The sequence below is a fragment of the Ideonella alba genome (assembly GCF_018069845.1).
Taxonomy (GTDB): domain Bacteria; phylum Pseudomonadota; class Gammaproteobacteria; order Burkholderiales; family Burkholderiaceae_C; genus Ideonella; species Ideonella alba.
The window spans coordinates 28,340-43,477 of the sequence record NZ_JAGQDD010000020.1; the positions used below are offsets into that span (position 1 = coordinate 28,340).

Genomic DNA, 15,138 nt, shown 5'->3' on the forward strand with positions numbered 1-15,138 from the left:
TTCCGGCAGCACCGGCTGCGGCAGCAGCTCCACCTCGAAGACCAGCGTGGCATTGGGCGGGATCACGCCGCCGGCGCCGCGCGCGCCGTAGCCCAGCTCGGGCGGGATGGTCAGGATGCGCTGGCCGCCCACCTTCATGCCCTGCACGCCCTCGTCCCAGCCGCGGATCACCATGCCGGCGCCCAGGTCGAACTCGAAGGCCTCGTCGCGGTCCTTGCTGGAGTCGAACTTCTTGCCGCGCTTGTCGGGGGCGTTCTCGTCGTACAGCCAGCCGGTGTAGTGCACGGTGACGCTCTGGCCGGCGGTGGCCTCGGCGCCGTCGCCGATCTTGACGTCATCGATCTGCAGGCCGCTCGGGGTGGTGCTCATGGACATCCTTGGAATGGTTCAGGCAAAGGCGGTGATCATGCCACCGAAGCACGCCACGGCCAGGCGGCCACGGCGCTGGCCAGCCAGTCGGGCAGGGCGGTGCCGGGCAGCGGCGGCAGCCCCAGCACCGTGCCCGCCGCGCGCAGCGCCGCCAGCGGGTCGGTCAGGTCCAACGGCGCGGCGCCGTTCTGCTTGCTGAGCTTGCAGCCATCGGCGGCCAGCACCAGCGGTGTGTGCAGGTAGACGGGCGTGGGCACGCCCAGCGCGCGCTGCAGCAGGATCTGGCGCGGCGTGTTGTCGGCCAGGTCCTCGCCGCGCACGACGTGGGTGATCCCCTGCGCGGCATCGTCCACCACCACCGCCAGCTGGTAGGCCCACAGACCGTCGGCGCGGCGCAGCACGACATCGCCCACGGCACTGGCCACGTCCTGCTGCTGGGCGCCCAGGCGGCGGTCGGTCCAGTCGATGCGGGCCGAATCACCGGTGTGCAGGCGCCAGGCGCGGGCGGTGCGGCCGGCCAGACCGCTGCGCTCGGGGCGGCAGGTGCCGGGGTAGGGCAGCTCGGCATGGCGCTCGCGCTGCAGGCCGGCGGCGGCCTGCGCGGCCGCGATGTCCTTGCGGCTGCAGGCACAGGGGTAGGCGCGGCCGGCAGCGGCCAGCGCGTCCAGCGCCTGCTGGTAGTGGGCGGCACGCGCCGATTGCCAGACCGGCGGCTCATCAGCGTGCAGGCCGCAGGCGGCCAGCTGGCGCAGGATCTCGTGGTCGGCGCCGGGCACGCAGCGGGGCGTGTCGACATCCTCGATGCGCAGCAGCCAGACGCCGCCATGCGCGCGCGCGTCCAGCCAACTGGCCAGCGCAGCCACCAGCGACCCCGCGTGCAGCGCGCCGGTGGGCGAGGGGGCGAAGCGGCCGATGTAGGTCAATCGACGTCAGCAGGCAGGCCGCAGTGGCGCTCCAGCAGGGCCCGGCGGGTGGCCGGGCTCTCCAGCTGCTGCAGCCACCATTGCAGCGCCAGGCCCTGCGGCGCCTGGCGCCGGCCGCCCACCGCGCCGGCGCGCCAGGCGTAGCCCAGGCGCACCTGCCGGCGTTGGCGCTGCACGGTCTTGGCCACCAGGCGGCCAGCGCGCAGGTGGTCGCGCACCAGTGGCTCGGGCACGAAGCCGCAGCCCAGGCAGCGCAGCTGGGCCTCGATCTTGGCCTGCATGCTGGACACTGTCAGCACGTCCTGGCCCGGCAGCAGGTTCACGGTGATGGGTGACAGGCGCTGCGCCGAGTCGGCCACCGCCACCGCGCGGTGGCGCAGGATGGCGTCGTCCGGCAGCGGCTCGGGCAGGGCGGCCAGCGGGTGGTGCGGCGCCACCGCAAAGACAAAGGGCAGGTCGCCCAGCGGCGCCAGCTCGATGCCCGGCGCCGCCGATTCCAGCGGCACACCCAGCGCCAGGTCGGCCTGGCCCGAGACCAGCGCCTCCCAGGTGCCGGCCAGCACCTCGGTGCGCAGGCGCAGCCGGGTGCCGGGACCCTGCTCGGCCTCGTCCGGGCGCAGCGCGTAGAAGGCCTCGCACAGCTCCAGCAGCGTCAGGCGCGAGAGCACGCCGTCGGCCGCCACGGTCAGCTGGGTTTCCCAGCCGGTGGCCACGCGGCGCACCCGGTTGGCCACCGCGTCCATCTCGGCCAGCAGGCGCCGGCCCTCGGCCAGCAGTTCCTCGCCAGCGGCGGTGGGCTTGGCCTGGCGCGAGCGGCGGTCAAACAACAGCACGTCCAGCGCGTCTTCCAGCTGGCGCACGCTGTAGGTCAGCGCCGAGGGCACCTTGCCCAGCTCGCGCGCCGCGGCGGCAAAGCTGCCGGTGCGGGCGATCGCGTCCATCATCAGCAGCGCGTCGGGCGTCAGGGCGGTGCGGCGGTCGGGCATGGGTTCATCTTATTTGAAAGAACCCTCCAACAGCGCACAGCCCGCCGCCCCGCCCAGCGCCCTACAGTGGAGTCCACTGCACGAAAGGAGTCCCGAGATGATCACCCTGCGCCGCTCCGAAGACCGAGGCTACGCTGACCACGGCTGGCTCAAGAGCCACCACAGCTTCTCGTTCGCCGACTACCTGGACCCGGCCCACATGGGCGTGGGCAACCTGCGGGTGATCAACGAGGACCGCATCGCCCCGGGCACCGGCTTCGGCACCCATGGCCACCGCGACATGGAGATCGTCAGTGTGGTGCTCTCGGGCGAGCTGGCCCACCGCGACAGCATGGGCAACGAAAGCGCCATCCGCCCCGGCGAGATCCAGCGCATGACCGCCGGCACCGGTGTGCGCCACTCCGAGTTCAACCACGCCCAGGGCCAGACCACGCACTTCCTGCAGATCTGGCTGCTGCCCGAGGCCACCGGCCTGGCGCCCGGCTACGAGCAGAAGGCCTTCGACCCGGCCGAGCAGCGCGGCCGCCTGCAGCGCGTGGCCTCGCCCGATGCGCAGGACGGCGCGATCCGCCTGAACGCCGACGCCGCGCTGTCGCTGGGCCGCTTCGACGGCGCCGAGTCGGCCACGGTGGCGCTGAACCCGCGCCGCCTGGGCTATGTCTTCGTGGCCGAGGGCTCGGTGCAGGTCAATGGCCAGCGCCTGGGCACCGGCGATGCCGCCACGCTGGACGGCGAGCCCGAGCTGCGCCTGGATGGCGGCCAGGGCGCGATGGTGCTGGTCTTCGACCTCGCCCGATGAGGTGCTGATGGCCCGACAATCGGGCCGATGCGCATCTTCAGTGTCGACGCCCTGTCCCTGCTGCCGCTGGCCGACTGGCTGGCGCTGGCGCTGTTCTTCGTCGGCTGGGTGGGCTACGCCGCCTTTGCGCGGCGGCGGGCCGCCACCCGGCCGTCGATCCTGGGCCTGACCAACCGCGCCCGCCATGCCTGGATGCTGCGCGCCACCGCGCGCGACAACCGCGTCTTTGATGGCGTGGTCACGCAGAACCTGTCGTCCAGCCCGGCCTTCTTTGCGTCCACGACGATCCTGATCATCGGCGGCCTGCTGGCGGTACTGGGCACCGCCGACAAGGCGGCCGAGCTGGCGCGCGAGCTGCCCTTTGCCGCCCGCACCACCGGTCTGGTGTTCGACTTCAAGCTGGTGCTGCTGACGGGCGTCTTCGTCTTCGCGTTCTTCCGCTTCACCTGGAGCATCCGCCAGTACAGCTTCGGCGCGCTGCTGCTGGCCGCCGCGCCGCAGCGCGACGAGGGCTGGACCGAGCCCGAGCGCCAGGCCTTCGCGGACCGCGCCGGCGGCATCATGGGTCTGGCCGCCGAGAGCTTCAACGACGGCCTGCGCGCCTACTACATGGCCTTTGCGGCGGTGGCCTGGTTCATCTCGCCCTGGGCTTTCATGGCCGCCACGGCCGCGATCGTCGCGCTGCTGTACCGGCGCGAGTTCCACTCCGACGTGCTGCGGCTGCTCGCCCAGCCGTGAAAAACGCACTCCACATTCCGTGATGTGAGAGTGGGGCCGGGGGCGTCCGGCCGTCCTGTGGTGTTCGTCACCGAAGAGCAGGACAAATCCGGCCAGTTCTGGAAAACGCTTAATTCCATGCAGGTCCGAGCCGAAACCACGAGCGACGGGGACCCTCGGGCCGGGCTGCATGACCATTGTGCGCACCGATCCAGGGGTTCCAACCCAACACCCTGGAGTGCTCGATGGCCACCTATATCCCGAACCTGACGACGGCCCAGATTGCTGCCCTGTCGACCGCGACGATCGCGCGTCTGACCACTGAAGACTGGGCCGCCTTCTCGACCGCGCAGATCGTGGCGCTGACGACGGCGCAGATCGCGGCCATCCCCGCGGCCCGCCTGTCCGGCCTGTCGACCACCCAGATCGCGGCGATGGAGACGGCCGATGTGCGCGCCATCACCACCGCCGGCATCGCCGCGCTGACCACGGCGCAGCTCAATGCGATGACCGACGCCCAGATGGCCGCGCTGACCACGGTGCAGCTGGGCAAGCTCAGCACCACCCAGGTGGCCGCGCTGGACAACGGCAACCTGAACGCGCTGGGCACCGCGCAGTTCGCGGCGCTGAGCTCGGCGCAGATCGCCGCGCTGGGCACCGCCCAGGCCGCCGCGCTGCAGTCGGCCGATGCCGCCGCGATCAGCACCACGGCCCTGCGCAGCCTGTCCACCGCCGCGCTGGCGGCCCTGTCGACCGACGCCATCCAGGCCATGACCACCGCCCAGTACCTGGCGCTGACCACGCGGCAGGTGGCCTCGCTGGGCACCGACCAGATCGCGGCCCTGCAGACCGCCGATCTGCGTGCGCTGACCACCGCCCAGGTGGCCGCGCTGGGCACGGCGGCTGTCGATGCCCTGACCACCGCGCAGGTGCAGGCGCTGACCACCGCCCAGGTCAATGCGCTGTCGGTGGCTCAGGCCCAGGCGCTGAACACCGACCAGATGGTGGCGCTGGCCAGCGCCCAGCTCAACGCCCTGAAGACCGCCGCGCTGGCCGGTCTGTCGTCGGACCAGCTGGCGGCCCTGGGCAGCGCCCAGTGGGCCGCGCTGGGCACCGCCAACCTCAATGCGCTGACCACCGCCCAGGTGGCCGCGATCGAAACCGACGACCTGCGGGCCCTGACCACCGCCCAGTACGCCGCGATGAGCGTCAGCCGCATCACCGCACTGACCACCGACCAGGTGGCCGCGCTGGAGACGGCCGACCTGCGCGCCATCAGCACCCGCAACGTCATCGCCATGGGCAGCGCCCAGCTGAACGCCCTGGGCACGGCCCAGGTCGCGGCGCTGACCACTGCCCAGGTGGCGGCGCTGACCACCGGCCAGGTCGCCAACCTCGGCAGCACCCAGCTCAACGCGCTGGGCACGGCCCAGATCCAGGCCCTGACCACCGCCCAGGCCGCCGCGCTGACCACCGCGCAGGCCGCCGCGATGGAAACCGCCGACATCGCCGCGCTGACCACCGGCGCGCTGCGCGCCCTCAGCACCGCCGCCATGGTGGCGCTGGGCACCGAGGGCCTGAGTGCGCTCAGCACCGCCCAGCTGCGCCAGCTGACCACCCAGCAGACCGCCGCCCTGACCACCGCCCAGATCGCCGCGCTGTCCACCGCCCAGGTGGCCTCGCTGCAGACCGCGCAGGTCAACGCGCTGGCCACCGACCGCATCGCCGCGATGGAAACCGCCGATGTCGCGGCCCTGAGCACCGCCCAGGTGCGCGCGCTGTCGAACGCCCAGGTCGCCGCGCTGACCACCGACCAGGTGGCCGCGATGGAAGCCGCCGACCTGGCGGCGCTGAGCACCTCGCAGCTGCTGTCGCTGGGCTCGGCCCAGCTCAACGCGCTGGGCACCGCCCAGCTGGTGTCGCTGACCAGCGAGCAGGTGCAAAAGCTCAGCACCGCCCAGCTGGCGGCGCTGAGCACCGACAACCTCAACGCGCTGACCACCGCCCAGTTCAGCTGGCTCAGCGCCACCCAGGCCGCGGCGCTGACCACCGCCCAGGTGGCCGCGCTGCAGACCGCCGACGTGGCCGCGCTGGCCACCGCCAGCTTCGCCGCGCTGACCACCGCCCAGGTGGCGGCGCTGGGCACCGACCAGCTGGCCGCCATCACCACCGCCCAGGCCGCGGCGCTGACCACCGCCCAGGCCGCCGCGCTGGGCAGCGACCAGATCGCCGGTCTGCAGACCGTGGACCTGGCCCGCCTGAGCACCGCCGCCATCCGCGCCCTGGCCGCCGACACCGTGGCCGCGCTGGATTCCGCGCAGATCGCCGCGCTGGGCAGCGCCCAGGTCGCCGCGCTCAGCACCGCCCAGGTGGCGGCGCTGACCACCGCGCAGATCGCCGCCCTGGAGACCGCTGACCTGGTCGCCCTGGGCAGCGCCGCCGTGCGCACGCTGGACAGCAGCCAGATCGACGCCCTGACCACGGCGCAGGCCGCCGCCCTGACCACGGCGCAACTGGCGGCCCTGAGCACCGACCAGATCGCCGCCATCGCCACCGATGACCTGCAGGCCCTGGGCACCGCCCAGTACGCGGTGCTGAGCACCGCCCAGGTCGCCGCGTTGGGCACCGACCAGGTGGCCGCGCTGCAGACCGCCGACCTGGTCAGCCTGAGCACCGCGCAGATCGCCGCCATGGGCACGGCCCAGCTCAACGCGCTGGGCACCGCCCAGTGGCAGACCCTGAGCACCGCGCAGATCGCCGCGCTGGGCACCGCCCAGGTGGCCGGTCTGTCGACCACGCAGATCGAAGCCCTGACCACCACCCAGGTGGCGGCCCTCAAGGCCAGCCAGGTGGCGGCCCTGGGCACTGACCAGCTGGCCGCGCTGGAAACCGGCGACATCGCCCACCTCAGCACCGCCGCGATCGCCGGCCTGGGCACCGCCCAGGTCGCCGCGCTGGGCACCGACCAGCTGGCCGCGCTGACCACCGGCCAGGCCGCCTCGATCACGGCCACCCAGGCCGCCGCGCTGGGCACCGACCAGATCGCCGGCTTCGAGACCGCCGACCTGGCCGCGCTGGGCACCGCCTCGATCGCCGCGCTCAGCACCGATGTGGCCGCCGCGCTGGGCACCGCCCAGGTCGCCGGCCTGAGCAGCCTGCAGGTGGCGGCGCTGACCACCGCCCAGGTGGCCTCGCTGACCACCGACCAGATCGCCGCGCTCGAGACCGCCGACCTGCGCGCGCTGGGCACCGCCCAGATGGCCGCGCTGGGCACCGACCAGGTCGCCGCGCTGACCACCGCGCAGGCGCAGGCCCTGAGCGTCACCCAACTGCGCGCGCTGGACACCGCGCAGATCGGCGCGCTGTCCACCGACAACCTGCGTGCGCTGAGCACCGGGCAGATCGCCGGCCTGTCGACCACGCAGATCGCCGCGCTGGGCACCGAGCAGGTCGCCGCGCTGGAAACCGCCGACCTCGCCGCCCTGGCCACCACGCAGGTGGTGGCGCTGGGCACCGGCCAGCTCAACGCCCTGGGCAGCGCCCAGGTGGCCGCGCTGTCCACCGTGCAGGTGGCCGCGCTCACCACGGCGCAGGTCGCCGGCCTGAGCACCGACACCCTCAACGCCCTGGGCACCGAGCAGTTCGCCACGCTCAGCGCCACCCAGGCCGCCGCGCTGACCACCGCCCAGGTGGCCACGCTCGAAACCGCCGACGTCGCCGCGCTGAAGGTGGCCACGCTGCGCGCGCTGGACACCGCCCAGATCGCCGCGCTGTCCACCCAGGCCGTGCAGGCCCTGACCACCGCCCAGGCCGCCCAGCTGACCACTGCCCAGGTGGCCGCGCTGACCACCGGCCAGGTCGCCGCGCTGGAAACCGCCGACCTGGCGGCGCTCAGCACGCAGCAGATCGTGCGCCTGGGCAGCGACCAGCTCAACGCCCTGGACAGCACCCAGCTGGCCGCGCTCAGCACCGTGCAGACCGCCGCGCTGACCACCGCCCAGCTGGCCGCCATGGACACCGCGCACCTCAATGCGCTGACCACCACCCAGTTCGCGGCGATGAGCGCGCTGCAGGCCGCCGCGCTGACCACCGCCCAGATCGCCGCGCTGGAAACCGCTGACTTCGCCGCGCTGGGCACCGCCGCGCTGCGCCAGCTCAGCACCGCCCAGATCGCCGCGCTGACCACTGAGGCCATCGCCGTGCTGACCAATGGCCAGGCCGCCGCACTGTCGTCCACGCAGTCGGCCGCGCTGGGCAGCGACCAGGTCGCCGCGCTGACCACCGCCGCCGCCTCCCGCCTGACCACCGCCGCGCTGGCCGCGCTGCAGACCGAGGCGCTGGCCGCGCTGGGCACCGCCCAGGTCGCCGCGCTGGGTTCGGCCCAGGTGGCCTCGCTGACCAGCGCCCAGATCGCCGGCCTGACCACCGACCAGATCCAGGCCCTGGAAACCGCTGACCTGCAGGCCCTGGGCAACGCCGCCATCGGCGCGCTGACTACTGACCAGATCGCCGCGCTGACCGACAGCCAGGTGACCGCACTGGCCACCCAGCAGGTGGCCCACCTGTCCACCGACCAGATCCAGGCCCTGGGCACCAGCCACATCGTGGCCCTGGGCACCGCCCAGGCCCTGGCGCTGACCACCGCCCAGCTGGCCGCGCTGACCACCGAGCAGGTGGCTGCGCTGGAAACCGCCGACCTGCGCGCCATCGGCCGCACCGGCCTGGTGGCGCTGGACACCGACCAGGTCAATGCCCTGTCCACCGACCAGATCGCCGCGCTGACGACGGCCCAGGTGGCCGGCCTGACCACCGACCAGATCGCCGCGCTGGACACCAGCCTGCTCAACGCCCTGACCACCGCCCAGGTGGGCGCGCTGGGCTCGGCCCAGGTGGCCGCCATGGGCACAGACCAGGTGGCCGCGCTCGAGACCCAGGACCTGGCGCTGCTGAGCACCGCCGCCCTGCGTGGCCTGGACGCCGCCCGCGTGGCCGCGCTGACCACCGAGCAGGTGGCCGCGCTGACCACCGCGCAGGCCGCCTCGCTGACCACCGCCCAGGCGGCGGCCCTGACCAGCGACCAGGTCGCCGGTCTGGAAACCGCTGACCTGGTGCAGCTGGGCACCGCCCAGATCGCCGCGCTGGCCACCGCCACGCTGGCCGCGCTGGACACCGCCCAGATCGCCGCCATCACCACCGCCCAGGCCGCCGCGCTGACCACCGCGCAGATCGCCGCGCTGGGCACCGACCAGGTCCAGGCGATCGAGACCGCCGACCTGCGCACCCTGGGCAGCGCCGCGCTGCAAAGCCTGTCCACCGAGCAGATGGCCGCGCTGGGCACCGCCCAGGTGGCGGCCCTCAGCACCACCCAGCTGCGCTTCCTGGGCACCGACCAGATCGCCGCGCTGGGCACCGACCAGATCGCCGCCCTGACCACCGCCCAGGCCGCCGCGCTGACGACGGCACAGATCGCCGCGCTCGGCACCGAGCAGGCCGCCGCGCTGGAGACCGCCGACCTGGTGGCCCTGACCACCGCCCAGGTGGCCGCGCTGGGCACCGAACAGCTCAACGCCCTGGACACCACCCAGATGGCCGCGCTGCTGGCCAGCCAGGTGGCCGCCATGGGCACCGCGCAGATCGCCGGCCTGAGCACCGACAACCTGGTGGCCCTGGGCACCGCCCAGTTCGCCGCCCTGGGCAGCGCCCAGGTCGCCGCACTGGGCACCGACCAGGCCGTGGCGCTGGAAGCCGCTGACCTGGCCGCGCTGGGCACCGCCGCGCTGCGGGGCCTGGGCACCGATCAGCTGGCCGCGCTGGGCACCGACCAGATCGCTGCCCTGACCACCGCCCAGGTGGCGGCGCTGGCCACCGGCCAGGCGGCCGCGCTGGGCAGCGAGCAGATGGCCGGCCTGAGCACCGCGCAGGTCGCGGCGCTGGGCACCGCCCAGGTGGCCGCGCTGGCCACCGAGGCCCTGGCCGCGCTCGACACCGCCCAAGTGGCCGCGCTGGGCACCGCCCAGGTGGCCGCGCTGACCACCGCCCAGGTGGCGGCCCTGACCACCGACCAGGTGGCCGCGCTGGAAACCGCCGACCTGCGGTCGCTGGGCACCGCCGCGCTGCAGGCGCTGAGCACCGGCCAACTGGTTGAACTGACCGCCACCCAGGTGGCGGCGCTGACCACCACCCAGGTGGCCGCCCTGACCACCGACCAGGCCGCTGCGCTGACCAGTGACCAGATCATCGCCCTGACCACCGCCCAGGCCGCGGTCATCACCGCCGGCCAGGCCGCCGCCCTGACCAGCGACCAGCTGGCCGCCTTCGAGACCGCCGACCTGGTGCACCTGGGCACGGCCCAGGTGGCTGCGCTGAGCACCGAGGCGCTCAACGCCCTGGGCTCCGACCAGATCGGCGTGCTGACCGCCGCGCAGGTGCGCGCCCTGGGCACGGCCCAGGTGGCCGCGCTGGGCACCGACCCGCTCAACGCCCTGACCACCGCGCAGTTCGCCCAGATCAGCTCGGCCCAGGTCGCGGCACTGTCCACCGACCAGGTCTCGGCGCTGGAAGCCGCTGACGTGGCGGCGCTCAGCACCGCCGCGCTGCGGGGCCTGGCCACCGAGCAGGTGGCGGCCCTGTCCACCGACGCCATGGCCGCGCTGACCTCGGCCCAGGCCGCGTCGCTGACCGCCACCCAGTCGGCCGCCATCGGCAGCACCCAGATCGACAGCCTGTCCACCGCCGCGCTGGCCGCGCTGGGCACCGCTGCCGTCGCCGCGCTGACCACCAACACCCTGGCCGCACTGACCACCGCCCAGGTGGCTGCGCTGGGCAACGCCCAGGTCGCCGCGCTGACCACCGCCCAGGTGGCCGCGCTGACCACCGACCAGATCCAGGCCATCGAGACCGCCGACCTGCGCATGCTGGGCTCGGCCGCGCTGGCCGCGCTGGGCACCGACCAGGTCGCCGCGCTGACCACCGCGCAGGCCGCCGCGCTGTCCACCGCGCAGCTGGTGCGCCTGTCCACCGACCAGGTGGCGGCGCTCAGCACCGACGCCATCACCGCCCTGGGCTCGGCCCAGGTGATGGCCCTGGGCACCGCCCAGGTCGCCGCGCTGACCAGCGACCAGCTGCCCTCGCTGGAGACCGATGACCTGCGCGCCATGAGCAATGCGCAGATCAACGCCCTGGGCACCGCGCAGCTCAATGCGCTGGGAACCGCCCAGATGGCCGCGCTGACCGTGGGTCAGGTGGCCGCGCTGACCACTGCTCAGGTGGCTGGTCTGGACACCGCCCAGCTCAACGCCCTGGGCACCGCCCAGTTCGCGGTGCTGACCACGGCCCAGGCCGCGGCCCTGACCACCGTGCAGCTGGCCGCGCTGGAAACCGCCGACATGGCGGCCCTGAGCACCGCCGCCGTGCGTGGCCTGGGCACCGCCCAGGTGACCGCCCTGACCACCGACCAGGTGGTGGCCCTGACCACCGCCCAGGCCGGCGCCCTGAGCGCCACGCAAGTGGCCGCGCTGACCACCGACCAGGTGGCCGCGCTGGAAACCGCTGACCTGCAGCGCCTGGGGGCTACCCAGATCGCCGCCATGGGCAGCGACCAGCTCAACGCGCTGGCCTCGGCCCAGGTGGCCGCGCTGACCACCACCCAATCGGCCGCGCTGACCTCCGCGCAGATCGCCGCGCTGCACACCGACACCCTGAACGCGCTGACCACCAGCCACTTCGCGCTGCTCAGCTCGGCACAGGCCGCCGCCCTGGGTTCCGACCAGGTCGCCGCGGTGGAAACCGCCGACCTGGCGGCCCTGAGCACGCTGGCGCTGCGCAGCCTGGAGACCGCCGCGGTGGGCGCGCTGACCTCGGACCAGATCCGCGCCCTGACCACCGCCCAGGTGGCCGCGCTGTCGACCAGCCAGCTGGCCGCGCTGAGCACCGACCAGATGGCGGCCATGGAAACCGCCGACCTGCGCGCCCTGAGCGTGGCCTCGCTGCGGACGCTGTCGACCGACCAGCTCAACGCCCTGGCCTCGGCCCAGGTGGCCGCGCTGACCACCACCCAGGTGGCCGGTCTGACCACGTCGCAGATGGCCGGTCTGGACACCGCCCACCTGACGGCGCTGACCACCGCGCAGTACGCCGCGCTGTCCAGCACCCAGGCGGCGGCGCTGTCCAGCACCCAGGCCGCCGCGCTGGAAGCCGCTGACGTGGCCGCGCTCGGCAGCGCCACGCTGAACGCGCTGGGCACCGCCAACCTGGCCGCGCTGTCCACCGACGCCATCGCCGCCATGGGCACCGCCCAGTGGCAGACACTGACCACCACCAACCTGGCGGCCCTGAGCACCGACCAGATGGCCGCGATCGAGACCGCCGACCTGCGCGCCTTGTCGGTCACCTCGCTGCGCGCCCTGGGTTCGGACCAGCTCAATGCGCTGACCAGCGGCCAGTGGGCCTCGCTGAGCACCACGCAGGTGGCCGGCCTGGGCACCGCGCAGCTGGCGGCGCTGTCCACCGATGCGCTGAACGCGCTGACCACCACCCAGTTCGCCGCGCTGACCGGCAGCCAGGTGGCGGCCATCGGCACCGCCCAGGCGGCGGCGCTGCAGACGGCTGACCTGGCGGCGATCGAGACCACCGCGCTGCGTTCGCTGGGCACCGCCGCCTTCGCCGCGCTGACCAGCGACGAGATCACCGCGCTGACCACCGCCCAGGCCTCGGCCCTGACTAGCGCCCAGCTGGCCGCGCTGACCACCGACCAGATCGCCGGCCTGCAGACCGTGGACCTGGCGCAGATCGCCACCGCCTCGCTGGCCGCGATGGGCACCGCCACGCTGGCCGAGCTGTCCACCGCCCAGGTGGTGGCCCTGACCGGCGCCCAGGTGGCCGGCCTGACCACCGCCCAGACGGCGGCGCTGACCACCACGCAGATCCAGGCCCTGGAAACGGCCGACCTGCGCCTGCTGAGCACCGCCCAGGTCAGCACCCTGGGCACCGCCCAGGTGGCCGCGCTGACCACCGGCCAGGTGGCCGCGCTGACCACCAACCAGCTGCGCAGCCTGACGACCGCCCAGGTGGCGGCCATGGACACCGAGGATGTGGTCGCCCTGTCCACCGCCCAGGTGGCCGCGCTGACCACCGCCCAGGTGGCCGCGCTGACGACCACGCAGGTGGCCGTCATCGAGACCGCCGACCTGGCCGCGCTGAGCACCAGCCAGTGGCAGGCCCTGGGCACCGGCCAGCTCAATGCCATGGGCACTGCCCAGATGGCCGCCGTCAGCACCGCCCAGGTGTCGGCGATGAGCACCGCCCAGCTGTCGGCCCTGAGCACCGACCTGCTCAACGCACTGGGCACCGCCGCCTATGCCAGCCTCAGCGCCACCCAGGCTGCGGCGCTGACCACCGCCCAGGTGGCCGCGCTGGAGACCCTGGACCTGCGCGCCCTGGGCAGCACCGCGCTGCGCGCCCTGAGCACCGCCCAGGTCGGCGCGCTGGGCACCGAGCAGGTGGCCGCCCTGACCACCGCCCAGGTGGCGGCGCTGACCACCACCCAGGTGGCCGCGCTGTCCACCGACCAGTGGGTGGCCATGGGCTCGGCCCAGGTGGCCGCGCTGACCTCGGCCCAGGCCGCGGCGCTGACCACTGCGCAGATGGCTGCGTTCGACACCGCTGACCTGCCGTCGCTGGCCACCGCCGCGCTGCGCGCCATGGGCACCGCCCAGCTGGCCGCGCTGACCACCGAGGCCGTGCTGGCCCTGACCACCGCCCAGGTGGCCGCGCTCAGCACCGCCCAGGTGGCCGGCCTGGGCACCGCCCAGATCGCCGCGCTGGAAACCGCCGACATGGCTGCGCTAGGCACCGTCAACCTTCGCGCCCTGACCACCGACCAGGTGCTGGCCCTGACCACCGCCCAGGTGGACGCGCTGACCGCCACCCAGGTGGCCGCGCTGACCACCGCCCAGGTGGACGCGCTGGACACCGCGCAGATCGTGGCCCTGGGCACCGCCGAGATCGTGGCCCTGGGCACCGCCGGCCTGCGTGCGCTGGACACCGCGGCCATCCAGGCCCTGGAGACCCAGGACATCGTCGCGCTGACCAGCCTGCAGGCCGCTGCACTGACGGCCACCCAGGCCGCCGCGCTCACTACCGCCCAGGTGGCGGTGATGGAATCGGCCGACCTGCGTGCGCTGGGCAGTGCCGCCCTCCAGGCCCTGGGCACTGACCAGATCGTCGCGCTGAGCACCGCTCAGTTCGCCGAGCTGGGCACCCAGCAGCTCGCCCGCCTGACCACCGAGCAGATCGCCGCGATCGCCACCGAAGACCTGCAGGCCATCGGCGCCAGCCAGTTCACCGCGCTGACCACGGCCCAGGTGGCGGCCCTCAGCACCACCCAGTTCGCCGCGCTGAGCACGGCCGAAGTGGCGGCGCTGACCACCGCCCAGGCCCATGCGCTGACGACCGACCAGATCGCCGCCTTCACCACCGAGCAGATCGTCGCGCTGCAGACGGCAGACATCGCCGCCATGACCAGCGACCAGGTGGCCGCCTTCGAGGCCGCGGACGTGGCCGTGATGAGCGCCGCCCAGCTGGACGCGCTCTACCTGGTCACCCCGATGGTGCTGGACCTGGACGGCAACGGCATCCAGACCGTGTCTGCGGCCCAGGGCGTGAACTTCGACCTGGCCGGTACCGGCACCACCCACCAGGTGGGCTGGGTGGGCGGTAACGACGGCCTGCTGGTGATGGACCGCAACGGTGACGGCCGCATCAACAACGGCACCGAGCTGTTCGGCACCGGCACCCTGGATGCCAACGGCCACCATGTGGGCAACGGCTACCAGGCCATGGCGCTGGAAGACAGCAACCACGACGGCGTGCTGAACGCGGCCGATGCCCACTGGGCCAAGCTGCAGGTCTGGGTGGACGCCAACCACGACGGCGTCACCGATGCCGGCGAGCTGCGCAGCCTGGACAGCCTGGGCATCGCCAGCCTGGACCTGGCCGCGCAGAAGGGCGGCGCCGTGGACAACGGCAACCTGCTGGGCCTGGTGTCGAGCTACACCAGCACCGACGGCCAGACCCACGCCATGGCCGACGTCTGGTTCGCCAAGCAGCAGCCCGCGGCCGACAGCACCCCGCCCAGCCTGGGCGAGCTGCTGGTGGCGCCCAGCCAGGCGCTGCCCACCGCGCTGACCGAGCACGCCGCGGCCACCGCGTCGCAGCCGGCCCTGCTGGCCGCCGTCTACCGCACGGAGAACGACGACCTGCAACGCCACACGCCGCTGCTCTGATCCGGCACTGAACCGGAGAGGGCCCGGTGGCGGACAGAAGTCCGCCACCGGGCCCTTTTTCA

At 73.8% G+C, this 15,138-nt stretch carries 5 protein-coding genes and 1 pseudogene; 3 read left to right on the top strand and 3 right to left on the bottom strand.

The window, feature by feature from the left end; translation table 11 throughout:
* Positions 1-21: 21 nt before the first annotated feature.
* The 3 genes and pseudogenes from KAK03_RS25125 to KAK03_RS20340 form a co-directional block, all read right to left on the bottom strand.
* A pseudogene (locus KAK03_RS25125) lies at positions 22-375 on the bottom strand (FKBP-type peptidyl-prolyl cis-trans isomerase); the annotation flags it as partial.
* A gap of 29 nt (positions 376-404) precedes the next feature.
* Positions 405-1,292 (bottom strand): tRNA glutamyl-Q(34) synthetase GluQRS, encoded by an 888-nt coding sequence (gluQRS, locus tag KAK03_RS20335; protein WP_210856531.1) that lies wholly within the window; start codon positions 1,290-1,292, stop codon positions 405-407.
* Positions 1,289-2,278 (bottom strand): LysR family transcriptional regulator, encoded by a 990-nt coding sequence (locus tag KAK03_RS20340; RefSeq protein ID WP_210856532.1) that lies wholly within the window; start codon positions 2,276-2,278, stop codon positions 1,289-1,291. Before KAK03_RS20340 ends, gluQRS begins: the two co-directional genes overlap by 4 nt.
* Positions 2,279-2,375: 97 nt before the next feature.
* Here KAK03_RS20340 and KAK03_RS20345 point away from each other — a divergent pair, with 97 nt between their 5' ends.
* The 3 genes from KAK03_RS20345 to KAK03_RS20355 all read left to right on the top strand — a co-directional run bounded on the left by KAK03_RS20345 (position 2,376) and on the right by KAK03_RS20355 (position 15,076).
* A complete protein-coding gene (locus tag KAK03_RS20345) occupies positions 2,376-3,077 on the top strand; it encodes a pirin family protein (protein ID WP_210856533.1) in 702 nt (233 codons plus the stop codon).
* 27 nt (positions 3,078-3,104) lie between these two features.
* Entirely contained in the window at positions 3,105-3,815 is a 711-nt protein-coding gene (locus KAK03_RS20350) for a DUF599 domain-containing protein (protein ID WP_210856534.1), read from the top strand.
* 224 nt (positions 3,816-4,039) lie between these two features.
* Positions 4,040-15,076, top strand: a complete 11,037-nt coding sequence (locus KAK03_RS20355; RefSeq protein WP_210856535.1) for a beta strand repeat-containing protein — start codon at positions 4,040-4,042, stop codon at positions 15,074-15,076.
* Positions 15,077-15,138 lie beyond the last annotated feature (62 nt).

Coding starts and splice junctions, on each gene's coding strand:
- KAK03_RS20355 (WP_210856535.1), top strand. CDS start 4,040: ATGGCCACCTATATCCCGAACCTGACGACGGCCCAGATTGCTGCCCTG.
- KAK03_RS20340 (WP_210856532.1), bottom strand. CDS start 2,278: ATGCCCGACCGCCGCACCGCCCTGACGCCCGACGCGCTGCTGATGATG.
- KAK03_RS20350 (WP_210856534.1), top strand. CDS start 3,105: ATGCGCATCTTCAGTGTCGACGCCCTGTCCCTGCTGCCGCTGGCCGAC.
- KAK03_RS20345 (WP_210856533.1), top strand. CDS start 2,376: ATGATCACCCTGCGCCGCTCCGAAGACCGAGGCTACGCTGACCACGGC.